This window comes from Devosia sp. BK, from assembly GCF_032907385.1.
Classification (GTDB): Bacteria; Pseudomonadota; Alphaproteobacteria; order Rhizobiales; family Devosiaceae; genus Devosia.
The window spans coordinates 459,887-483,600 of sequence record NZ_JAIMBX010000002.1 but is presented as its reverse complement, the minus strand read 5'-3'; the positions used below and the strand labels follow the sequence as shown (position 1 = coordinate 483,600).

Here is a 23,714-nt window from a genome sequence, read left to right as displayed (position 1 = left end):
GCGCCTCGGGAAGCCGCCCGAGAGGGCATGATTAGTGGGCCAAGAGGTTGAATAGATGGCACTTTCGCCGCGGCTGGAGTTTCGCCAGGCCCAAAGCCTGACGCTGACGCCGCAGCTGATGCAGTCCATCAAGCTGCTGCAGTTGAGCCACCTCGAACTCAATGATTTCGTCGACCTGGAACTCCTGCGCAATCCCTTGCTCGAGCGCGAGGATGGATCGGAGGGCAGCGACGCCGAGCCCGTCGAGGTTCCGGATCGGCAGACTGAGCTCAGCGCCTATGAAGATACCGTCGCCCAGGGGGAGCGGACAAAGGACGCGGCCGAAATCGCCGAGGGCTATGACACGGCGGTCGAGAACGTTTTTCCCGATGCCGCCCCGCATGATATCGGGGTGACCAATGGTCCTGATCGCGGCGGCAGTTTTGAGGGCGGCGAGGCGCCTGATCTCGATCAGTTTGTCGCGTCTAAACCCAAGCTCAGTGATCACCTTGAAACCCAGGCGCAAATGCTGCTGCGGACGCCGGCAGACCGGTTGATCGGACAACACCTCATCGATGGGCTCAATGAAGCGGGCTATCTAACGGTCGAGTTGGACGCTGTCGCAGAGCTTTTGGGCGCGGAGCTGGGGGATGTGGAAGCGGTCTTGGGCGCGCTCCAGACCTGCGACCCTATAGGAATCTTCGCCCGATCCGTTTCCGAATGCATGGCGCTGCAATTGCGCGAGCGCGATCGACTCGATCCAATGATGCAGCGGCTCCTTGATAATCTCGCGCTTGTTGCCGAGCATAATCTTGCAGGGCTGATGAAAATCGTCGGCTGCGATCGCGAAGACCTGGCGGATATGCTGGGCGAGTTGCGCCTACTCGATCCGCGGCCTGGCCTGGCCTTCGACAGCGCGCCGATCGAATCTGTCGTCCCTGATGTTTTTGTGCGGTCCGGGCCGGATGGCGGCTGGCAGATCGAACTCAATACCGAGACCCTGCCTCGTGTTCTGGTCAACCGCGTCTATTATGCCGAGGTGACCAAGAAGACGCGCGACACGGCGGAAAAGAGCTTTCTGTCCGATTGCCTTGCGACAGCGAACTGGCTGACTAAAAGCCTCGACCAACGGGCGCAGACGATCACCAAGGTGGCTGCAGAAATCGTCAAGCAGCAGGACGGGTTCTTGACCCATGGCGTGGCGCATCTCAAGCCCATGACGCTCAAAATGGTCGCCGAAGAAATCGAGATGCATGAGTCGACTGTGAGCCGCGTCACCGCCAATAAATATATGGCCACCCCGCGCGGGCTCTACGAGATGAAGTATTTCTTCACCACTGCCCTCGCCTCATCGACCGGTGGCGGGGACCATTCGGCGGAAGCCGTGCGCCACCGGATCAAGCAATTGATCGATGCCGAGCCGGCCAATGACATCCTTTCGGACGACACCATTGCCGAGCTGCTCCGCAAGGAGCAGGGCATCGACGTCGCACGCCGGACGGTCGCCAAGTATCGAGAAGGCATGAACATTCCCTCCTCGGTCATTCGCCGGCGGCAGAAGAAGGCCCTCCAAAAAATCGCCTGAGCCAAGCGCTGCGGCAGATCGCCCCGCAAGCGCGAAATGGCTGGAACCCAAGGTTGGGGTTTAAGCGTTCGATTCCATGCCCCATCGGGATCGTGCGAGCGAAAGGCTAAAGACATTGCGCCTTTCTGTCATCCGCTCAATCGCCTCTTTGGGACGGGATGCGGATTGCCCATCCGGTCGGGCGGGTCTAGCATCATCGAACTGTCACACCACATATCGTGTGACGGTTGGCAGGATCCCGAATGTCGGGGAATCGGCTTTTGGGACCTTCTGCGTCGAACACACGACCGAAAGGAAGAAAAAGCCATGGCCTTGCGCGTTTCGGGAAAGAATATGGATGTCGGCGATGCTCTCCGGGGCAAAGCGGAGGAGCATTTTGAAGCTGTCGTCGGCAAGTATTTCGACGGCGGTTATGATGGACATCTGACCCTCACCCCCGATGGGATCGGCTATCGCGCCGATTGCGTGGTGCATCTGGACAGCGGCGCGAGCCTGCAGGCAAGCGCCCAGGGTGGCGACGCCACCTCGGCCTATGAAGTGATGGCGCTCAATATCGAAAAGCGGTTGCGTCGGTATAATCGCAAGCTCAAGTCGCATCGTCGCGGACCGGGAACGGGCGACGATGAAACAGCGCAATATACGGTTTTCGGGTCGTCGGATGCCTTCGATGAGCTCGACGAAGACTACGCGCCGCCCGTTGTTGCCGAGACCACCAAGAACCTTCGCCAGATGAGTGTCGAAGAAGCCGTGATGGAGCTCGACCTTTCTGGTCAGCAGGTTGTGATGTTCCGCCACGCTGGACATGGCGGCCTGAATGTGGTCTACCGCCGCGCGGACGGCAATATAGGCTGGATCGATCCTGCTTTGGGGGCAAATTGATGCGCCCTCCTGCCGTAGCAAAGCTTAAGTAGAGCCCAAGGCAGATTAATGGAATTGGCCGACATTCTGGCGGAGGACGCCGTACTTGACTGTACGGGGCTGACCTCGAAGCGTCAGCTGTTTGAGGTCTTGTCCGATAAGGCTTCTGAAATCACCGGCATGGATCGAAACGAGATCCTTGCGTCCATCACCGGGCGCGAGGAACTTGGATCCACGGGCCTGGGGAACGGTATTGCCATTCCCCATGGCAAGCTCAATGGCCTCAAGGACGTGACCGCCGTTTTTGCGCGGCTGGACGAGCCCATCGACTTCGATGCGGTCGACGATCAGGCCGTCGATGTGGTGATCATGCTGCTCGCACCGGTCGGCGCGGGTGCGGATCATCTTAAGGCTCTCTCGCGCGTGGCACGCTTGCTGCGCACTGAAAGCGTCATCGACCAATTGCGGACCGAAACGGATCGAAAGCGGCTCTACAACATGCTGACGACCTCGCTCGAGGACAGCGCCGCCGCCTGAATGCGGATTCCTGAAATTAAGAAGCCCCGCTGGCCAACTGCTGGCGGGGCTTCTGTCTTAGGCTACGGCTCAAGTGACGCTGGCTTAATGCAGCGTTGCGAGCCCCAGATTCTGGTCGCCGAGCCACTCGGTAACGGCGTCGGCAGTATCGGCCACCATGAGCGGCGTGCCGTCGGCAGACATGACGAGCTGGTAAAGCTCATCGGAATTGAACTCGGCCTCGCTGATCATGTGGGACAGCAGTTCCCCGTAAACCGGCTTGATATAGGCCACGGCGCTGCCGCCAAGCGCGGCGAACTGGGCCTCGGTCAAGTGCCGGAGCGGGTGTGCCTCGGGGTTCAGGGCATCGATATTGCGTCTATCCATCATTTTATTGGCCCTTTCTATCAGAGCGATCGAATGTCTATTCGGCGGGCGAGCTTGGTTACGCGTGGACGCTCAAGAGCAATAACGAGCATTCCATGGTTTAAAGTTGCATCTTTGACGATCATGCCATCGGCGAGCAAAAAAGTGCGCTGAAATTGGCGGGCGGCAATGCCGCGATGCAGGAACTCGCGCCCCGGCTCATCCTTCTGCTTGCCGCGGATGGAGAGCTGGTTGTCTTCGGTCATCACTTCGAGCTCGTTTTCGGCAAAACCGGCCACGGCGATGGAGATGATGAACCGCTCGGCCCCATCGGGCTCTGCAGTGCGCTCGATATTATAGGGGGGGTAGCCATCCGCCGACCGGGCAAGCCGATCGATCCTCTCTTCGAAACTTTCGAAGCCGAGGAGAAAAGGTGCGGAAAACACCGAAATACGCGACATCAACGCCGTCCTTGTTTAGCCAAGCAACGATGCCGGCCGACCCAAAACACTGGCATCGGCTGACTGAGGCAGATATGGGTGTTTCCCGCCTCGGTTCAAGCCCAGAGGCCTTTGCCGCACGACGTTTCGAGGCCTCTGTGACCCCATCCCGTACTGTCGCCGTCATCACCCCAGCCTTCCGCGCCCAAGACACGCTTTCGACTATGGTGCAGAGTGTGCTGGACCAGAGTTTTGGCGATTGGCAGCACTGGATTATCGCCGATGACGGGTTCGATTATGCGGCTTTCCTGGACGAACAGGGATTGCGCGATGATCGCCAGGTTTTCCTGACCAGTGGCGGGGTTGGGACAGGCGCATCGCGAACGCGGAATGTGGCGCTCCAAAAACTTGAAACGCCTTTTGTCGCCATTCTCGATGCCGATGACCGGCTAAAGCCGGACAAGCTCGAACGGGCCGTAGAGGCGCTGCAAAATGCGGCGATCGTGACCACGGCGCTCGATGTCATGACCATGGATTTTGAGCATCTTTGCTATGTCGGGGATGGGCCGGATCGCGACCTGACGCCGGGTGAGCACAAGTGGGTGAGCGTCTCGATGGATTCCATGGTCGTCTGGGATCGGACGAAGACCGATGCGCGCTATGATCCGACGCTGAGCAACATGACCGATCTTGAGCTAATGCTGCAGCTTTATCGCCACACGCCACGGTCGCTGCATTTGGGTACGCCCCTCCACGACTACGTGAAGCGCGATGGCTCGATGAGCAATGGCAAGGATGTAGCGGTAGGGATGATCGCTTCCAAGACCGAAATCCTGCGGCGGGTCGAGAGCGGGTTCTACGGCCTGTCATCCGTCGATGTCGCAGGAATTGCCCGATTTTTGCGCGTGTCGCTGGCAGCGGAAGCGGCGTATGGAGCGGCCTTGGCAGAGCACCCCGGGCTTTTGTTTGAAAACCATCTCGAGCCAATGCTCGCTGCAGCCAAAGCTTGAAACAAAAAAGGCGGCCACATGGGCCGCCCTGTTGCCATCACACGCTGGCCTTAGAGCGCGTAAAGGGTAACGCTGGTGCTGCTGGTCGCATCAAGGCCAACGATCTGGTCGATCTGGAAACCCTGGTCGGTCACAGTGCGTGCGAGAGCCGGGTTGTTCTTGATCTTCTGCTGCAAGGACGCTGTGTCGACGTCGATCGCAAGCGAACGGGCTTCAGACGGGTTGACGGTCAAAACAGTGGCAAAGCGCGCTTCGTCGAGTGCCTGGATGGAAGAATCGACCTCGAATGGGCTGGCCATAGCGGCGCCGGCAGAGGTGGCGAGAAGGGCAGCGACAGCAAAAGCTTTGATGGTACGCATATATATACTCCTTAAAATATCGCTCCGACGCTTGGAGCGTGCTGAATAGACGCGAAACCCCCGCATAAAGTTTCATGAATGTTCGGTAAGGTTGAACACCAAAATGTGGGTGATCCAAACCCCGCGGTTTTCGTAAGCGCGCCACCGACGAGTCGGCCTTGCCAATCCTCACCATTCCCCCTATAGAGCGCCATCTCCGGATCGCCCGGCCAAAAGGCATGCCGTGGCGATCTTTGAATGCGATGGGCCCAAATCCATCCTATTTTCCTATAAGGACCCGCAAAATGCCCAAGATGAAGACCAAGTCCGGCGCAAAGAAGCGTTTTAGCTTCACCGCCTCGGGTAAGGTGAAGGCCGGCGTTGCCGGCAAGCGCCACCGCCTGATCAGCCACAACGCCAAGTACATCCGCACCAACCGCGGCACCAAGATCCTGTCCAAGGGCGACGAGGGTCTGGTGAAGTGGTACATGCCGTACAACCGCTAAGCTGGAAGGACACTGAAGAATGGCACGCGTAAAAAGAGGCGTAACCGCCCACGCCCGTCACAAGAAGGTCTTGAAGGCCGCCGAGGGCTATTATGGCCGTCGTAAGTCTACGATCCGTATCGCCAAGCAGGCCGTCGAAAAGGCCGGCCAGTACGCGTATCGCGATCGTCGCGTCAAGAAGCGCAATTTCCGCGCTCTCTGGATCCAGCGTATCAACGCTGCTGTCCGTGAACACGGCCTGACCTACAACCGATTTATCGACGGCCTCAGCAAGTCTGAGGTTGCTGTCGACCGCAAGGTGCTGTCCGATCTCGCGATCACCCAGCCCGAAGCGTTCGGTGCCCTGGTCGCCAAGGCCAAGGCAGCGCTGGCTTATCTCGAGGGCGTCGACAAGACGACCCACGCCCGCGTCACCGCCTAACCTCCAGTCTCGCTGAGGTCGAAATTGCGCCTTGCGCCACCCTGAAAAGGGCTGGCGCGGGGCGTTTTTGTTTGCTCTAACCGCCTTCAAATTTCATTGCCGAGAGCCCCCAATGTCCTTGGAAACTGATATCAACACGCTGCGCACCGAACTTTCCGCTGCGATCGCCACCGCGGACACCGAAACCGCTCTCGATGCCGTCCGCGTTGCTGCCCTGGGCAAAAAGGGCTCGGTCTCGGCCTTGCTCGGTACGCTTGGCGCTATGGCGGCAGACGAGCGCAAGAGCGCCGGGCCAGCCATCAACGGGCTCAAGAATGAGATCGCGGGTCTGATCGACGCGCGCAGCACCGAACTCAAGGGCGCGGCGCTCGAAGCGCGGCTCAAGGCCGAGACCGTAGATGTGACGCTGCCGCTGCAGCCGGCGCCGACCGCAAAGGGCCGTATCCACCCGATTTCGCAGACCATCGACGAAATCACCGCCATCTTCTCGGATATGGGTTTTTCCATTGCCGAAGGACCCGATATCGAGACGGACTACTACAATTTCACGGCGCTGAATTTCCCTGAAGGTCATCCTGCGCGCGAAATGCACGACACCTTCTTCATGAAGACCGGCCCGGACGGCGTGAAGAAGGTTTTGCGCACCCACACCTCGCCCGTGCAGGTGCGCGTGATGCAAAAGAGCAATGAGAAGCCGGCAGCGTCATATCTGACCCCGTCGCAGGATCCGCCGATCCGCGTCGTCATGCCCGGCCGCACCTATCGCAACGACTCGGACCAGACGCATACGCCGATGTTCCACCAGGTCGAAGGCCTCGTCATCGACAAAGATTCGCACATCGGTCAGCTGCGCTGGGTGCTCGAGGAGTTTTTGAAGGCATTCTTCGAGGTGCCGAGTGTCACTTTGCGCTTCCGTCCCAGCTTCTTCCCCTTCACCGAACCGTCGATGGAAGTCGACGTGCAATGCGATCGCTCGGGCTCGGAAGTGAAGATCGGCGAAGGCGAGGATTGGCTCGAAATTCTGGGCTGCGGCATGGTGCATCCCAATGTGCTGCGCAATGCCGGGCTCGATCCCGATGTCTATCAGGGCTTTGCCTGGGGCATGGGCATCGACCGCCTCGCCATGCTGAAATATGGCATGCCGGATCTGCGCGCCTTCTTCGACGCAGATCAGCGCTGGATCGAACATTACGGCTTTAGGCCGCTCGACCTGCCGACGCTGTTTGGTGGGCTGAGCAGCTGAGCGCAATGACGATGCCCAATGACAGCAACCAACCCATTCGCTTCAGCTTCGGAGACAATCCGGCGCTGGCGGATCGGCTGCTTGCGCTGGTGCTGGCGGGCAAGAAGGATGCGACTTGTGGGGCACTGGCCCACTTTGGCGGCGGCGAGGAGCCGCTGCCGCAGGTGGGGCGTCGAGACATTGTGCTCAATGGCGCGGCGGAAGAGGCCTGCGTGATCGAGACAGTCAGCGTCGAGATCATGCCATTCGAGGCCATTCCTCCTACCTTCACCGATCGCGAGGGCGAAGGGCCCTATGCCGAATGGCGCGCGGGGCATGAGGCCTATTTCGCGCGCAATGGCGGATTTTCTCCAGGCATGGAGATCGTCTGCGAAATTTTCAGGCTGGTAGAGGTGCTGCCGGCCGGACGTCAACTTTTGGCCGAAACGCTGCTAGCCAGCGCCGACGGCACCTTCTGAAGGTCCCAACAACATGAAATTCACGCTCGACTGGCTCAAGGAACATCTCGAGACCAATGCGTCCGCCGATGAGATCGCCGTGGCGCTGACGACGATCGGCCTCGAGGTCGAAGGCGTTGAATCGCAAGGCAAGGCGCTCGAAAAGTTTGTTATCGCGCAGGTGGTGCAGGCTGAGCCGCATCCCAATTCTGACCACCTCAATATCTGCAAGGTGGATGCGGGGACGGGCGAACTGATCGACGTCGTCTGCGGCGCGCCGAATGTGAAGACCGGCATGAAGTCGGTCTTTGCCTTCCCCGGTACCTATATTCCGGGCAAGGATTTTGAACTCAAGGGTGGCGTCGTCATTCGTGGGGCGCCATCCAATGGCATGCTGTGTTCGGCGGCGGAACTGCAGCTCAGCAACGATCATGACGGCATTATTTCATTACCTGACGATGCGCCGATCGGTGCAAAATACGTCGACTATGCCGGCATCAATGGCGTGGTTTTCGATATCTCCATCACCCCAAACCGGGGCGATGCGACCGGTGTCTATGGCGTGGCGCGCGATCTTGCCGCCTTTGGTCTTGGCACGCTGAAGACGACTGATTTTTCGCCGGTGCCGTCGAAGGGCAAAAGCCCGATCGCGCCGCTGCCGCAGCAATTTTCGGGCGATGAGCCGAAGGCGATCCGCAAGTTTGCCGGCCGCTTCATTGCCAACGTGAAGAACGGCCCGTCGCCGGACTGGCTGCAGGCGCGCCTGCGGGCTGTGGGCCTGCGGCCGATCAACACCATTGTCGATATTACCAATCTCGTTTCGCTCGGCTGGGGCCGTCCGCTCCATGCCTATGATGCCGATAAGGTCGAGGGCACCATGGTGCTGCGCAATGCGCGTGGCGAAGCGTTCGATGCGCTCGACAACAAGGTCTATACGCTCGACGAGACCATGACGGTCATTGCCGACGACAAGGGCCCGCTCTGCCTCGGCGGCATTATGGGTGGCATCCGCTCGGGCGTGACCGAGGAAACCACCAACATCTTCATGGAATGTGCAAGCTGGGACCCGGAGCTGATCGCCCGGACCGGCCGCAAGACCGGTATCGTATCCGATGCCCGCTATCGACTTGAGCGCAATGTCGATCCGGCGCTGACCGAGCCGGGCATGGAACTGGCGACGCGGCTGGTGCTTGAACTCTGCGGCGGCGAACCGATGGAGCCGGCGATCTCGGGCGAGGACGTTTTTGCCAATACGGTTGTCGAATTTCCGCTAGGCGAAGTGCGCCGTCTGACGGGTCTTGATGTGGCTCCGGAGCGGATTGAAGCAATTTTGGCTTTGCTTGGTTTTGCGGCCGAAGGGTCTGGCGACACGCGCACCGTGAAAGTGCCGAGCTGGCGTCCGGATGTCACCCAAAAGGCGGATCTCGTTGAAGAGGTCATGCGCATGGTGGGCGTCGACAATGTGCCGGTTGAGCCGCTGGCGCGCCTCAACCACGTTGCGCCGCGCATTCTGACGACCATCCAGAACCGTCGCCGCATCGCGCGCCGGGTTTTAGCCTCTCGTGGTCTCGATGAGGCTGTGACCTGGAGCTTCATTTCGCATGACGACGCGACGCGCTTTGGTGGCGGCACGGAAGACCGGCAGCTCGCAAATGCCATTGCCTCCGACATGACCGACATGCGGCCCTCACTGTTGCCGGGGCTGCTGGCTGGCGCACGGCGCAATGCCAATCGCGGCTTTTCCGATGTGGCGCTGTTCGAAGTCGGACAGGTTTTCCTTTCGGATAAGCCGGAAGGCCAGCATACCTATGCGTCTGGTCTGCGCACTGGCACGGCCAAGCTCGATGGCGCCGGGCGCCATTGGTCGGGCAAGGCCGAGGTGGTTGGTGTCTGGGATGCCAAGGCCGATCTCGCGGCGGTGCTCGATGCGCTCGGGATCGACGTCGATAAGGTGCAGGTGCTTCCCGAAGCTGCATCGTGGAGCCACCCGGGTCGCGGCGGGCGCTTTGCGCTGGGGCCAAAGGTGACGCTGGGCTGGTTCGGTGAACTGCATCCGGCGCTGGCGGCTGATCTCGATATTTCAGGACCGGTTGCGGCGTTTGAAATCGACCTCGATGCCCTGCCGGAAGCACGCAAGAAGGCGACCAAGACCAAGTCGGCGCTGGAGCTGAGCCAGTTCCAGCCGGTGTGGCGTGACTTTGCTTTCGTGATGGATCGCGGGGTTACGGCCGCGTCGATCCTGCGCGCGGCCAAGGGTGCGGACAAGGCGCTTATCACCGATGTCGGCATTTTCGACGTGTTCGAAGGCGCCCATGTCGGCGAGGGCAAAAAGTCGGTCGCCATCGAAGTCACCCTGCAGCCGCGGGACAAGACGCTGACGGACGAGGATATCGAGAAGGTTTCGGCGGCCGTTGTTGCGGCCGTGACCAAGACGACGGGCGGCGAACTGCGGAAGTAAGCGACCGTAGTCATTCCACCGTCGTCATTGCCCGGCTTGTCCGGGCAATCCACTCTCGCCGATATATGGACCACCGGGACAAGCCCGGTGGTGACGCCAAGTTGCTGGCGGTGATCTGCCACCTCGGAGACAAAAGTGTCCCGCACCGACGCCATTTTGAAACGCCTGTCTGGCCTTCATCCCAAGCTGATCGATCTCAGCCTCGATCGCATGCTGCCGCTTCTGGAAAAGCTCGGCAATCCGCAGGATCGGCTGCCGCCCACCATCCATGTGGCGGGGACCAATGCAAAGGGCTCGACGATCGCCTATCTCCGCGCCTTCCTCGAAGCAGCGGGAAAAAAGGTGCATGTATATAATTCTCCCCACCTCGTGCGCTTCAACGAGCGCATTCGGCTGGCGAGCAAGCTCGTCGAGACGCGGCTCCTTAATGCTGCGCTCGAAGAGGTGGAGCGGATCAATGGCGGGGCGGGGATCACCTTTTTCGAGGTGACAACGGTGACGGCGTTCAAGCTGTTTGCCGAGACGCCGGCCGATTTCCTGCTGCTCGAAACCGGAATGGGCGGAACGTATGACACGACGAATGTCGTCAAGCAGCCGCTTGGGACCATCATCACGCCGGTCGACTTCGACCACCAGGGATTTTTGGGAAATACGATCGCCGAGATCGCGTCGAACAAGGCCGGGATTTTGAAGCGTGGCTCGAAGTCCGTCATAGGCATTCAACGCGACGAGGGCCGCAAGGTGCTGGAGCGCGCGGCGCATCGGCTGGGGATCACACCGCTCTGGCAGGGCGAGGATTTTCACGGAACGCACCAGGACGGGCGGTTGCTCTACACCGACGAGGCCGGCATGCTCGACCTACCACCACCGGCGCTGCGGGGACCGCACCAGTTCGACAATGCGGCCCTGACCATTGCCGCAGCGCGGCATTTTGGCTTGCCGGTGACCGACAGGGATTTTGCCGAGGGCCTGCGGAAAGTAACCTGGCCGGCGCGGATGCAGCCAATCCGCTCGGGAAAACTGCGGGACCTCTTGCCGGCGGGCCACGAACTATGGCTCGATGGCGGGCATAATCCGCATGGGGCCAAGGCGCTGGCGCGGACCATTGCAGAATTCGACCGCAGCCGGCCGGCGCCGCTGGTGCTGATCATGGGCATGATGAACACGCGTGATCCCGGCGAGTTTCTCGAGGCGTTCAAGGATTTTCAGCCGCGGGTGATGGCACTGACCATTCCGGGAGAGCCGAATGCGCATCCGGCGGGGCATATCGTCAGCCGCGCGGAAAGCTTGCGGCTTTTGGCGCGGTCGAAGCGGTCGATTGTTTCAGCGTTGAAAGCAGCGGCAGAGGTGCCGAATGCGCGTGTGCTGATTTGTGGGTCACTGTATTTGGCGGGTGATGTGCTGGCGAAGAACGGCACGCCGCCGGACTAACGATCAGTACTTCGCCTGCTCACTACCGCAGAAGGGATCGACCGGACTTGTCCCTGTGAACGCGGTCTGCCCAAGCACTGCGTTCAGCACAGCCTCCTGAATGGCGTCGCTGGAGCCGTAGGCGTTGATATAGGTCGAGACGCGCGGCGCGTCGTAGAGATAGTAGGGAAAACCGAGAGAGACCATGAGTGTCGGCACTTCGTGCCAGTGGCGATGCATGGCGCCGAAGACCGAGCCGGTGAGGCGTTTCCAATCGAGGAAGATTCGGCTGCGGGTGAGGAGCGTTTCCTCGGCGAGGAGATAGAGCACCAGATCATAATCGCTGGGGCGCACGGCGAGGTCGGGCGTGTGGAGGGTAACCTCAAATCCCTCGCGGGTAAGCATATCCGGCAGGGATAGTGGGATCGGCTGAGGGGCGAAGGGCTGGACGGCGCCAGTCGAATAGATCAGCACGCGCTTGTGCTTGGCCGGCGAGAGCGGCAGGAGGTTGGCCGTGTCTTTCACCAGCGTCGGCATGCGGGCAGTGACTTCTGCAGCCTTGGCCAGCTTTTCCGGCGTGGCGACGATTGCGCGAGCGGTGTCGAGATTGGGCTCGGGACGGTCCCTGTGAAGGCCAAGGGCGGCCTTGAGGGCGAGGACGCGGGTGACGGCCTCGTCGACGCGCTCCTGGGTCAGGCGGCCATCGGCAACCGCCTTCACGAGGCGCATCAGGTCGCCATTGGGGTCGTCCGAAAACAAAATAACATCGCAACCAGCGATGATGACTTCGGGCAGGGTTTCGTCGCGCGGGCCCCAATCGCCGAGACCAGCCATGGGCGTGGCGTCGGAGACGATGAGGCCATTGAAGCCCAGGCGCTCGCGGAGGAGCGTTTCGTTGAGCACGCGGCTCAGCGACGCTGGGCGGAATGCCTCAGAGGTGGCTTCGGGATCGAGCTCCCGCACGAAAGCCGGGAAGGCGATGTGGGCGGACATGACGCTGAGAACGCCGGCATTGATGGCGGCGCGGTAGAGGCGGCCAAACTTTTCTTCCCATTCGGCAAGGGTCAGCGGGTTGACCGTCGTGACCAGATGCTGGTCTCGATCGTCATACCCTTCGCCGGGCCAGTGTTTCACAGTCGCCGCGACACCATTGCTCTGGAAAGCGGCAATCTGCGCCAGGGCATGGCGTTCGATCCTGTCGATATCGCTGCCATAGGAGCGCGTGCCGACGATGGCGCTGCGCCAGGCGGCATTGATGTCGATGACGGGAGTAAAACTCCAGTTGAGGCCGACGGCGCCCGCTTCCTCGGCCATGATGGTCGAGATCGCCGTGGTGGCCTCGACGTCGTCGACAGCGGCAAGGCCGAGCGGGTTGGGCACCGAGGTGCCGAAGGGCAGGCTCATGCGGCTGCCTTCGAGATCGGCCGATATCAGCATGGGCGCAGGACCGATGGCGTCGAGTTGGCGGGCGAAGCCGATTTCGGCGGCGAGATCTTCGGAATAGATGCGGGTCACGCCACCGGGGCGGAAGCTCCTTACCGTTTCCAACGCTTCGTCGGCCGGGCCGCGGGCCAGCAGCACAAAAAGCTGGGCCAGCTTGTCGCGCGGCGCCAGGCCATCGCGTGTCGAATGGACCCAGGCGATCGCCTCTTCGTCGAGATGGAACGGGGCGGCGGACAGGTCGATGGCGGACAAGGGCAGTCTCCGGAAACGGCGAATTCTATAGAGCTAGCAGAGCGCTTAGGGCGCTGCCACTCGTGAGTGACCGGATAAGGCGACCAGATTGTGGTCGGCAAACAAAAGCGCCGCCGGACGTGTGTCAAGCGGCGCTTGGTATTCTTTAGGAGGCCGTCTTAGGCGGCGTGGCCTTCGAGCCACTTGGTGAGGCCTGCCTTGGGCGTGCCGGCACCGATCTTCATGTCGGCGGCTTCGCCATTCTTGAACAGAATCATGGTGGGGATGGAGCGGACGCCATACTTGACCGTCGTCGAGGGGTTCTCGTCGACGTTGAGCTTGACGATCTTCACCTTGCCGGAAAGTTCGGTGGAGAGTTCATCGAGCACGGGGGCGATCGCCCGGCAGGGCCCGCACCACTCCGCCCAGAAATCGACCAGAACCGGTTCCTGAGAATTTAGAACTTCCTCGCCAAAGGTGGCGTCGGAAACCTGCTTCGTCATTTAGTGTGCCTTTTGGGTTGAAAGCGGTGGCTTGTTTGCTCCCAAAGCTGGGGAGAGTCCAGCCTCTGCACAAGATCGATCACCGCAGGGTGAAATCCGCAGTGGCGCCGTCCAAGAGAGCTTTGGGCAAAATCATCAATGATTCCAACTCTGTCCACAGGATCGCTGCCCTAACAGGACGGCCGGGGAACAGCTGGCTTGCAACCAGCGCATATAACCCGAGCTGCGTGATGTACCGCGCCGGCACGCCGGCGGCCTCCTTCGGCGCCGACGCATCGGACTTGTAGTCGATCACCGTTACCCCGGTGTCGTCAACCACAAGCCTATCGATACGCCCAGCAAGGCGGATTGGTTCCCCGCCCCGCGTGTCTTGCACCAGAAAAGCCACTTCGGCCCGGCTGTCGGGTCCGAAGAGCGGAGCGAAGTCGGGGTGATTGAGAATGGACAGCGCCTTTTTTCCCAGGCGACCCCACTCGTCAGGCAGGTCGGGCAGCAGGGTTTCGAGCGCGCGCGGAATGACATTGGGCCAGAGGCTGGGATCGACCTTGCCCAGATGTTGCAGCAGGGCATGAAGGGCGATGCCGGATTTGCGCGCGGTCTCGGCGTCGCGCACGCGTTCGGCGAGGGTCGCGAGGACGGGTTCGCCGCCGACGGCTTCGTGGGCGCGTGAGGGCGAAAGGATTTGCGGCGGGGCGAATTCTGGCAGGGGCGGCGGATCGACCCAGGTGGATTTGGGCGCACCGGTGGCTTGGGTCGTGGTGGCGATCAGCGGCGTCGGGCGATCAGAAGGGAACATGAGCGCAGAGAGGCCATTTTCGTCCTCGACGCGCTCGGACGCCGCGCCAAGCGCTGATTCTATGGCCTCATACCATGTGCCGTCGAGCTTGCCGCGCTGGGTCAGGGCGCCGGTGACATAGAGTTCGTCTTCAGCGCGGGTCATGGCCACATAGAGTTTTCGCCAATATTCCTGGGCAAGATTGGCGTCGATCTCTTCCTTGAGCGCGAGGGTCGCGGGGACATGCTGGCGTTGGCTAGCGGCGTGGATGAGGAGTGGGCCGGGTGCGCCATTGAGCACATAGACCGGGCTGCCAATCTGCTTGCTGTCGGGCTTGCTTGCAGCATCAGCCATGATGACGATGGGGGCTTCGAGCCCCTTGGCGCCGTGGACGGTCATGACGCGGACGCCGCCACCACCTTCGGCCAATTCGCGCTTGATCGAGACGTTGCGGCTGCGCATGTCGGCGGCAAAGCCTTGCAGCGACGGCTGCTCGCGCTGTTCGTGGGCCAAGGCCAGTTCGAGGAATTCGGAGAGGACCTCGTCCACCTCGGGGCCGAGGCGCGTATGGAAGCGTTTGAGGCCGCCATCGGCATAGAGGACGCCGGTCAAAAATTCGAAGGGACGCTCGAAATCGAGATCGGCGCGCCAGCGCGTCAGGCGCTCGGCAGCAGCCCTATCGGCGGGGCTGCTTGAAGCCAGGAGCGCGGACCAGAGGCTCTGGTATTGGGAGCGGGTGCTGGCGAGAATGAAAAGATCGTCTTCGGAAAAATCGAAGAGCGGGGAGCGGAGAAGCGCGGCCAGTTGCAGATCGTCGGCGGGGTTGAGGAGGACATCGATCAGCGCGAGGAGATCGAGAATGGCGATATGGCTCGTGACCGCAAGTCGATCGGCGCCAGGGGTCGGCACATCGAGAAGGCGCAGGGCGCGGATGATTTCCTGGAAGAGCGCACTGCGGGATTGGACGAGGATCAGCACATCATCGGCGCGCACGGCCCGGCCGCGCTGGGCAAGGGGGCGCCCCGTATCGATCCAGCCCTTGATCTCACGGGCCATGCGGAGCGCCACTTGGCGCGCTGCGCTTTGTTCTGCTTCCACCGGCTCCAGCGGCCACTGGCCGTCGCCGAGTTCGGATTTTTGCGCCTGGATGGGCGGCCAGAGCGTAACCGCGCCGCCGGCCTGGCTGCGCGCCGCGGTGTGGAGCACGGGGTCGGCGGCGAGGAGCGCGAGCTGGATGTCTGGGCGGGCGCAGACGCGGTCCACAGCGTCGAGAATGCCTTTGAGCGTACGGAAACTCGTATGCAGCGGCAGGCGGGCAAAGGCCATTTCGGCGGCTTCGGCACGGCGGGCGAAATCGTGGCCGGTGGTGCCGAAGAGCGCCGGCTGGGCGCCCTGGAAGGAATAGATCGACTGCTTCTGGTCGCCCACCGCAAAGACCGAGCGCGGGCGGCGAGCGGCGCCTTCGCCGACGAAGAATTCTGCGGCCAGCGCCCGGACGACGCGCCATTGCTGATCATTGGTATCCTGGCTTTCATCGACCAGAATATGCTCGATGCCTGCATCGAGCTTGTATTGGACCCAGGGCCCGATTTCCGAATTGTCCAAGAGATCGCCGAGGCGGGCGACGAGATCGTCGAAATCGAGCAGCGCGTGGCGGCGCTTGTCGTCTTCGTAGCGATTGGCAATGGCAACGAGAATATCGAGAACCGCGGCGCTGCGCTCGACCAGTTCGGCGGCTTTGATGCGCGTGTCGAGGGCGACGAGCCGAACCTGTTCGCGTGTCAGGGTGTCGAAAATGGCGGGGTGATCGGCCTGCTCTTTCTTGACCATCAGGCGGCTGCGCGGAGTGCCTGTACCCGTGAAGAAGGCGGCGCGGAGGAGATTGGGATCGGGCCGATCGGGATCGAGGCGCGCGAGAAGATCGGCGCAGGTCTTGTTGCCTGCAGCATCGCCGCCAAGCGTCGAGACGATATGGCGGAGCGTGGTCGGGTCGAGGAATGTGTCAGCGGTGACGCTAACGATCAGGTCGGCCGCGCTTTCCTTGCCTACACCGACAAGCATTCGCAGCCGTTGCTTAGCGGCCTCAGGATCGGCAAGAAGGGCTTTGAGACGTGCGCCTTGCCCCAAGGCAGCGCCAATGGCTTCCCCGATATGATGATCACTCAGGCGTTCGAAGAGCGTTTCGACCGCGGCTCGGTTTTCGCCACCGCGCAGGCCCTCGGCGAGGACGCTTTCGCGGGCGGCCATGATCAATTGGCTCTGCTGGTCTTCTTCGATGACGGCGAAGTCGAACGGCACGCCGGCCTCGATGGGGAAGCGATGGAGCACGGCTTCGCAGAAGGCATGGATGGTAAGGATGCGAAGCCCGCCGGGGGTTTCGAGCGCGCGGGCAAATAAGGTGCGGGCGGCATTGAGGTCATCCGCGTCAGGAACGGCGCCGGTGAGACCAAACAGTGTTTCGCGCAGGTCTGCGTCGTCGATAACGGCCCAGCGCGCCAATTCATTGGACACGCGCTTCCGCATCTCGGCGGCGGCGGCTTTGGTATAGGTGAGACAAAGGATGGATTCGGGCTTTACTCCGGCGAGTAAGAGACGCTGGACGCGGCGGGTGAGCACATATGTCTTCCCCGAACCGGCATTGGCCTCAACCCAAATGGAATGGCTTGGGTCGGTGGCGCGGCCCTGAGCGTTTCTTGTGTCGGAGGGAATTGTGAGTTTGCCACGTTCCCCGCTCATGCGTCCTCCTCCCCGCCATCGACGCTGGTCCATTCCGCGACGCGGGCCAGATGATCATAGGGGCCCGCAAAGCGCTGGCCGGCGAGCGGCAAGAGGCGGGCGGGCATGGGCGTGTCGCGGAAGAGAAAGTGCTCGATATGGCTCTGGAGGCGGCGATTGATCTCGTCGGCGGCCTCCATGATCGGCCTGCCATCGCCGGGCTTGAACTCGGTGGGCACGAAGGCATCAGGGCCGAGGCCGATCTTCACATAGGTCAGGGCGCTGGCAGGCGCGGCGACAAGGCCGGTCATGGCCCCTGCCCCGCTCATCACCGCTTCCATCAGCAATTGCGGCGCCTCAAAGGCCTTCATCATAGCCGGAGTGGGCGGCGAACCGGTCTTGAAATCGAGAATTTCGACCGTGCCGTCGAGCATTTCATCGACGCGGTCGGCTTGGCCCGTGATCCGGAAAGGCTCGGCCAGAGAGAGCGGCATGTCGCCCTTGATTTCGGCATGGCGCTGTTTGACGCGGGCATCGCGGCTGCGCTCAAAATCGAGGAACTGCATGGCAGCGGTAGCAAAGCGCTTGAGCCAGATGTCGCGGCGCTCGCCGATAGCTTCAAGGCCGGAAAAGGCATCGGCGGCGATGGTCATCAGGGTGTCGAAGGCCTCTGGCGAGTTGGGGTCGTGCCCCTCTTCGACGAATCGGGCGAGGGCATCGTGGATGATGGTACCGCGCTCGCGGGCGTCGGGAACATTGCCGAGCGGATCGAGCTGGCGCAGGCGCAGCACGTGCTTAGCGTAGAGGTCATAGGGCGAACGCATCAGCGTTTCGACCTCGGTGACCGAGAGGCGACGCGGGCGGAGATGTGCAGGCGGATTGGGCGCAGGGCGGGTGGCCGGTTTGCTGGTCTCTACCGCATCGATAGCGCGGGCGGTGGCGAGCCAGCTTTGGCCGCGCTGGCGTAGCAGGTTGGCGGCATCTTCGCCCGCAAAGGCATCGAGGCGCTGGACAAGGCGCGAGGGCAATGCGGGGCTGGTTCCGATGCGATCGGCATAAGCGATGATGACATCGGCATTGCCCATGGCTTCGGCAAAATCATGGGCGGCGAGGCCCTGCAGACGCTCGGGCGGTTCGAGCCCGGCGGCAAGGCGCATGCCGCGGCTGAGCCAGGGTCCTGGATCGGCCGGCTCGGGCCAGACATCTTCGTTAAGCGCGCCGAGAATGGTCAGGTCCGGCCGCATCAACCGGGCTTCGATCTGGCCCCAAATGGCGATATCGCCGCGCCGGTCGAGCCGGTTGCGGACCTGAAAGCCGTTCATGAGCGCGGCGAGGACTCTATCGAGACCTTGGGGCGCGAAGGCATGGCCCTGCCCGCCGTGCTTTTGCAGTTCCTCGGCCCAAGCGCGGAGTTCATCGCAGCCGCGGACGGGCGCGCCATCGGCGACGGCATCGACGGCAGAGTTGATCGCGGCGGCGAGATCGGCGGCGCGGATGTGGGTCTGATCGAGCAGTTTGGTAAGCGGGGTCAGGGCGCGGGAAATGTCGTCGAGCAGCGCGGTAATTGCTTCGGCCTTTTCCGCGTTCAGTTTGCGAGCAGCACTTTTGGGTGGCTCGACCAGGTGATCAGCGAGAGCTTTGCGCAGGCCATCGAGGCCGGGTGCAGGCCGCTGGCCGCGGAGGAGCGCCAGTTCGATATCGTCGGCGAGTTGGGCCACCTCCTTGCGGCTGCGGCCAAAAAGACTGGCACGATTGCGGAGGAGCGCCACGAGATCGACGGCGGCGCAGCGATTGACGGCGAGGGTCAGGATCTGGCGGGCAAGGCGACCGACGGTCGACTGGAACAGCGGGGCACCGGCGGCATCGTCCACATAGACATCGAAACGGGCAAGTTCGGCGGCGATGCGGCGCGCGAGATTACGGTCGGGCGTGATGATACCGACGGTTTTTTTGCGGGCGAGTGCATCGCGGGCGGCAAGCGCGATGGCGCGGGCCTCCTCGTCTTCTTGTCGGGCGGCGATGATGGTGACGCCGGTCAGGGCCTGTTCAAGATCGCTAGCGGTGAGGCGGTCGCGCGACCAATGGGCGGTTTCGGAGGTCAGCGCGAGCGCGTGGTGGATGAGGCGGGTCCGTGGATGGTCTTGAGCCGCGAGCTCGACCACCTCACCCGGACCGGCGCCGAGCGTGCGCAAGAGTTTTGCGAGATGATATTGCGGATGGCCATGCGGGCTTTCCTCGCTGCGGAGGAGCGCGGCGTGGGTTTCGGCCGACATGGACGTATCGAGACCGGGCAAGACGACAGCGCCGCGCGGCAGGCGTTCAATCGCCCGAAGGAGGCGGGCCGTGGCGGGAATGGAGCCGGTGGAGCCAGCGGCAATGACGGGCCGATCGCCATAAATGAACGGCGCGCCTTCGGCCTGGCGATCGAGCCGAGTGCCGCGCAGGGTTGAGGGATCGGCGCGGCCGAGCTCGTCCAGCATGGAGGGCCAGGCGCTGAGCGCGATGTCGAGAAACTGCAGCGTCTGCTGCCAATAGGCGCCGAGCTCGGGGCCAAGGGTTTCGCCGAGCGTCCGCAATTCGGTTACGCCCGTTTCGGCAATCGCAAGGTCGTCGAACACCGCAGCGAGCGAATCGGCCATGGAAAAGATTTCGGCGGCCGTTGGGGGCGAGGAGAAGGCTTGGCCACCGGCGGGGCTATGGGCCCAGGCAGCGACGAGCCGGGAAAGGATAAGCCGGCGCTGCACGAGGCTGGCGGGCGGCAGAGTCGGCGGCGCGTCGAACGGCGGCAGGAACGGCTCTTCGTCGCTCTCATCGCCACCAAAGGTGCGGATATCGGGCAGGAGTCCGGTGAACTTCGGATGGGCCGCGAGGCATTCGGCGAGCGACTGGCGCGCGCGCTGCGTGGGCAGGATGACAGTGACGTCGCTGAGCCAGAATGGGCCCGTTTGCGACCAACCCGAAAGCAGGCGCCCGTCCATGATTGCATCGGCAAGCGTGGGCAGGAACGGCGCGTGGGGGGCGATGGAAAAAAGGCTCATGCCGAACCGAGGCGGCGTTCGGTTTCGGCGAGCGAGGTGGGGTCGCCGACATGGTACCAATCGGCATCGAGCACGACGCCCTTCAGGCGCTCGTCATCCATGGCCTTTTCCATAAGATCATAGAAGGAAAAGGCGCCATCCGGCGTGTCATCAAACGCGCGGCGACCGACAAGGGCGACGCCGCCATAGATGATCGGCGCACCATAATCGCGGGTGACCAAGCCGGTGGGATCGAGACAAAAATCGTGACTGCGGCTGATACCAGTAGCGCGGTGCGGCTGGATGCAGAGGATGACGATGTCGTGAGGGTTTTCATAACGCGCCAGCATCTTGGCGAGCGGGCGATCAGCGCCGTCGGGCCAGAACCCATCGGTGTTCATGACGAAGAAGGGATCGGAGACCAGCATGGGCAGTGCGCGCTTGACGCCGCCGCCAGTGCCCATCAACTCATCTTCACGGCTGATTTTGATGAGGCCGCCGAAATGGGCAAGGATCTGATCAGCCCGATAGTGCGCATTGGCGACGAAGCGTTTGACGCCCTCAGCCTGAGCATTGCGCATGATGCGCTCGATCAGCGGCACGCCGGCAACTGGAACGAGAGGCTTTGGGATCGTGTCGGTGAGCGGACGCAGGCGCGTGCCGAGGCCGGCGGCGAGGAGCATGCAATCGGGGAATCGGTCTTGTTTCTCCATGCCGGGATAGAACCGGCGGAGGGGGGGCTTGTCTAGGGGTGGGTGAGAAGGTCACCCCCTCCCAACCTCCCCCATCAAGGGGGAGGTGTCAGGCCAGTGGTCTTGATAAGAAATTGCCCCGAACGCAATGTTGCACCTCCCCCTTCGTGGGGGAGGTTGGGAGGAGGTGCCTGCCGTCGGGTTAAAACTCCGACCAGTCTTCCATCTTCGGCGCGGCGTTGCCGGCGGGGCGGCGGAGATAAGTGCTGGCGACGGATTTGAGTTTGTCCTGCATGCCCTTGATGCCGCGGGCGGGAGCAGGCTCCACCGAGCGGGCAGGGGTCGCCGAAACCGTGAACTGCTCGACGATGCGATCGAGTTGGCTGGCCTGGCCTTCGGTCTGTTCGATGGCGGCGTTGGTTTCTTCGACGAGCGCGGCGTTGTGCTGGGTCATTTCGTCCATCTGGCGGACGGCGATGGTCACTTCTTCGATGGCCGACGCCTGGGTACGGCTGCCGCGGGCGATGGCTTCGAGATCGGCGGTGTTTTCGCGGATGGCGTCGAGCATGCCCGACAGTTTGCCCGCGGCGTCGGAGACGAGCTGGGTGCCGCCCTTCACTTCGCTGGCGGACTGTTCGATCAAGACCTTCACGTCGGCCGAGGCGCTGGCAGCGGACTGGGCGAGGCGACGCACTTCAACGGCAACGACCGCAAATCCCTTGCCGGCTTCACCAGCGCGCGCTGCTTCGACGGACGCGTTGAGGGCCAGAAGGTTGGTCTGGAAGGCGATGTCGTCGATCATGCCGATGATGTTCGAAATCTTGGCTGAGGACTGCGTGATCCGGCCCATGGCCTGATTGGCGCGGGACATAACCTCGCCGCCTTCTTCGGCCGATCGGGAAACGGCATGAGCCTTTTTGCTTGCGGCTTCCGCCATGGCGGCATTGTCGAGCACAGTTGAAGCCAATTGCTCCATGGTGGCCGACGTTTCTTCGATTGTCGCGGCCTGGCGGGTCGTACGTTCGGAGAGATCGTTCGCACCCGAAAGAATTTCGCCGGTGGCGCGCTTGAGCGTGCCGGAGGTGGAGCGCAACTGGCCGACGATGTCGCCGAGCCGTTCGGCAACGGCATTGGTGTCGGTCTTGAGGCGGGCAAAGGCGCCCTGATAGTCGCCATTGACCCGATGGGTCAGGTCGGTATCAGCGAGGGCCGAGAGCACCGAGCCGGTTTCCGAGAGACCGCGATCGACGGTTTCGACGAGGCGGTTCACCGAATGGGCCAATGCATTGAGCTCGGCATCGGGGAAACGGGCTTCGACGCGATGGGTGAAATCGCCTGCGATTGCGGCGTCGACGACGTCGCCGAAGGCGCGCTGCAGCGTGACCATCATCTCGGCGCGTTCAGCCTGATTGCGGATCGCCTGGGCGGCTTCAGCTTCGGTGAGCTGGGTAACCTTGCGGCCATTTTCGCGGAACACCTCAACCGCGCGGGCCATGGCGCCGAGTTCGTCATTGCGCTGGCCGAAGGGCACTTCTGTATCAAATTTGCCGCCAGCGACAGTTTCCATCGTGCCGGTGAGGCGGGTGATGGGACGAGTAATCGAGCGCGAGAACAGAAGGCTGAGGACGGCGACGACGGCGAGGAGGCCGGCGCCGATGGCAAGCATCATGTTGCGCATCTGGGCGACCGGGGCCAGAACCTCGTCGCGGCCCATGACGGCGATGGCCGCCCAGGTGCCGCCCTTGGTGACGATGGGCGCAGCAGCGACGAGCATGGGGGTCGCGCGGTATTCGGACGATTCGCCGATGGGATGTTTTCCCGAGATAGCCGCGTCGAGCACGGGGCCGGTGAAGCTTGCGGTCAGCGCGTCATTGTCGGGCGTGAAGATGGAATCGGAGCGCAGCTTGCCATCGGCGCCAACGACGATGACTTCGCCGGTTTCGCCAAGGCCGGTGCGGTCGCCGACGACACCGTCGATCAGTTGCGACGGCAACTGGAAGGCGACGACGCCGATCTTCCGGCCCTGGGCATTGAAGACCGGCTTGGCAAAGAAACTCGCGGGTCGGCTGGCAGATGGCGCATAGGCCTCGTAATCGGACACCGCGATATCGGTGTCGTTCTCGATGGCAAGCGCCTGCTGATAGACGCGGCCGAGGCCGGTTGTGGCGAGCGGACCGCCTTCGGCAAGGGTCGTGCCGAACTCCTGGTTCTTGTCGAAGGAGTAGACAACGAACCCCTTCAGATCCATCAGGTAAAAGTCGGCATAGCCGCGCGCGGTTACCTTGTTGCGGAAGGCCGGGTGGAAGCGGGTGTGGGTGACATCATAGGCGCCGGTTGTACCAAGCGTATCGAGCGCCGAGAGATTGTCCTTATTGGGATTATCATCGACATAGAGTTTTCGAACTTCGGCGGTCGGATCGACCTTGAACTGCAACCAGGCGCCGGCGAAATCACGGAGGGCCTGCTGGGTATCGGCGGAGCGTGAGGTGGCGCTGAGGTCCTCCTCGACGCCGGCAATGTACGACGAGACGGCGCGAGCGCGTTCGGAAGCGAGGGTTTCGAGGGTATTTTCCGCCGAAGTGCGGAGCGCCTGCGAACCAATCAGGTAACTCGCAAGACCGACACCGATGCTGACAAGCAGAGCCGAGCCCAAAAGGGCCAATGGCAATTTACGGGCGATCGGCAGAGTAAATCGGCGCATAAAGCTTCCCCCATAGGCAGTTCGGCCTCGTAGAAGGCCGAACGGTTGTGCGGGAAAGTTAGGCTAAGGC

The 23,714-nt window shown here is 62.2% G+C and carries 19 protein-coding genes; 10 read left to right on the top strand and 9 right to left on the bottom strand.

From position 1 onward, the window contains the following. Positions 1-55: 55 nt before the first annotated feature. From rpoN to DevBK_RS14295, 3 genes are all read left to right on the top strand, one after another. Positions 56-1,564, top strand: coding sequence for an RNA polymerase factor sigma-54 (gene rpoN / locus DevBK_RS14305; protein ID WP_317185930.1), 1,509 nt, complete (start codon positions 56-58; stop codon positions 1,562-1,564). Between the two features lie 306 nt (positions 1,565-1,870). Continuing rightward, positions 1,871-2,443, top strand: coding sequence for an HPF/RaiA family ribosome-associated protein (locus tag DevBK_RS14300; RefSeq protein WP_061908601.1), 573 nt, complete (start codon positions 1,871-1,873; stop codon positions 2,441-2,443). 48 nt (positions 2,444-2,491) lie between these two features. Next, positions 2,492-2,959, top strand: a complete 468-nt coding sequence (locus tag DevBK_RS14295) for a PTS sugar transporter subunit IIA (protein ID WP_062628706.1) — start codon at positions 2,492-2,494, stop codon at positions 2,957-2,959. An 84-nt stretch (positions 2,960-3,043) separates the two neighbouring features. Here the strand turns inward: DevBK_RS14295 and DevBK_RS14290 are convergent, their stop codons facing one another. Beyond that, entirely contained in the window at positions 3,044-3,328 is a 285-nt protein-coding gene (locus DevBK_RS14290) for a DUF1150 family protein (RefSeq protein WP_061908599.1), read from the bottom strand. Between the two features lie 17 nt (positions 3,329-3,345). Beyond that, positions 3,346-3,765 (bottom strand): Hsp20 family protein, encoded by a 420-nt coding sequence (locus DevBK_RS14285; RefSeq protein ID WP_317185929.1) that lies wholly within the window; start codon positions 3,763-3,765, stop codon positions 3,346-3,348. Between the two features lie 74 nt (positions 3,766-3,839). Here DevBK_RS14285 and DevBK_RS14280 point away from each other — a divergent pair, with 74 nt between their 5' ends. Next, positions 3,840-4,754 carry a glycosyltransferase family A protein gene (locus tag DevBK_RS14280; RefSeq protein WP_317185928.1) on the top strand — a complete coding sequence of 305 codons (915 nt, stop codon included), beginning with the start codon at positions 3,840-3,842 and terminating at the stop codon, positions 4,752-4,754. Positions 4,755-4,804: 50 nt separating this feature from the next. On the opposite strand, the gene DevBK_RS14275 is transcribed toward DevBK_RS14280, so the two are convergent. Then, complete coding sequence (locus tag DevBK_RS14275; protein WP_061908596.1) at positions 4,805-5,113, bottom strand: hypothetical protein; 309 nt, start codon at positions 5,111-5,113, stop codon at positions 4,805-4,807. A gap of 284 nt (positions 5,114-5,397) precedes the next feature. On the opposite strand from DevBK_RS14275, the gene rpmI reads away from it, so the two are divergent. From rpmI to DevBK_RS14245, 6 genes are all read left to right on the top strand, one after another. Continuing rightward, complete coding sequence (rpmI, locus tag DevBK_RS14270; protein WP_035084480.1) at positions 5,398-5,598, top strand: 50S ribosomal protein L35; 201 nt, start codon at positions 5,398-5,400, stop codon at positions 5,596-5,598. A 19-nt stretch (positions 5,599-5,617) separates the two neighbouring features. Further along, positions 5,618-6,019, top strand: coding sequence for a 50S ribosomal protein L20 (rplT, locus tag DevBK_RS14265; RefSeq protein WP_061908595.1), 402 nt, complete (start codon positions 5,618-5,620; stop codon positions 6,017-6,019). A gap of 112 nt (positions 6,020-6,131) precedes the next feature. Continuing rightward, positions 6,132-7,262 (top strand): phenylalanine--tRNA ligase subunit alpha, encoded by a 1,131-nt coding sequence (gene pheS, locus DevBK_RS14260; protein ID WP_061908594.1) that lies wholly within the window; start codon positions 6,132-6,134, stop codon positions 7,260-7,262. 5 nt (positions 7,263-7,267) lie between these two features. Continuing rightward, on the top strand, positions 7,268-7,720 hold the full coding sequence (locus tag DevBK_RS14255; protein WP_317185927.1) for an ASCH domain-containing protein: 453 nt from the start codon (positions 7,268-7,270) through the stop codon (positions 7,718-7,720). Positions 7,721-7,733: 13 nt separating this feature from the next. Continuing rightward, complete coding sequence (pheT, locus tag DevBK_RS14250; RefSeq protein WP_317185926.1) at positions 7,734-10,157, top strand: phenylalanine--tRNA ligase subunit beta; 2,424 nt, start codon at positions 7,734-7,736, stop codon at positions 10,155-10,157. Positions 10,158-10,292: 135 nt separating this feature from the next. Further along, entirely contained in the window at positions 10,293-11,588 is a 1,296-nt protein-coding gene (locus DevBK_RS14245) for a folylpolyglutamate synthase/dihydrofolate synthase family protein (protein ID WP_317185925.1), read from the top strand. A 3-nt stretch (positions 11,589-11,591) separates the two neighbouring features. Here the strand turns inward: DevBK_RS14245 and DevBK_RS14240 are convergent, their stop codons facing one another. From DevBK_RS14240 to DevBK_RS14215, 6 genes are all read right to left on the bottom strand, one after another. Beyond that, entirely contained in the window at positions 11,592-13,262 is a 1,671-nt protein-coding gene (locus tag DevBK_RS14240) for a glycoside hydrolase family 3 protein (RefSeq protein ID WP_317185924.1), read from the bottom strand. Between the two features lie 158 nt (positions 13,263-13,420). Further along, positions 13,421-13,744 carry a thioredoxin gene (trxA, locus tag DevBK_RS14235; protein ID WP_061908590.1) on the bottom strand — a complete coding sequence of 108 codons (324 nt, stop codon included), beginning with the start codon at positions 13,742-13,744 and terminating at the stop codon, positions 13,421-13,423. Between the two features lie 79 nt (positions 13,745-13,823). Next, the gene (gene addA, locus DevBK_RS14230) at positions 13,824-17,255 is read right to left on the bottom strand and encodes a double-strand break repair helicase AddA (protein WP_317185923.1); all 3,432 of its coding nucleotides are present in this window, start codon (positions 17,253-17,255) and stop codon (positions 13,824-13,826) included. Beyond that, complete coding sequence (gene addB, locus DevBK_RS14225) at positions 17,252-20,272, bottom strand: double-strand break repair protein AddB (RefSeq protein ID WP_317185922.1); 3,021 nt, start codon at positions 20,270-20,272, stop codon at positions 17,252-17,254. The genes addA and addB overlap by 4 nt, the downstream gene beginning before the upstream one ends. Further along, positions 20,269-20,964, bottom strand: a complete 696-nt coding sequence (locus DevBK_RS14220) for a nucleotidyltransferase family protein (protein ID WP_317185921.1) — start codon at positions 20,962-20,964, stop codon at positions 20,269-20,271. The genes addB and DevBK_RS14220 overlap by 4 nt, the downstream gene beginning before the upstream one ends. Positions 20,965-21,145: 181 nt before the next feature. Then, the gene (locus DevBK_RS14215; RefSeq protein WP_317185920.1) at positions 21,146-23,644 is read right to left on the bottom strand and encodes a methyl-accepting chemotaxis protein; all 2,499 of its coding nucleotides are present in this window, start codon (positions 23,642-23,644) and stop codon (positions 21,146-21,148) included. Positions 23,645-23,714: the final 70 nt, after the last annotated feature.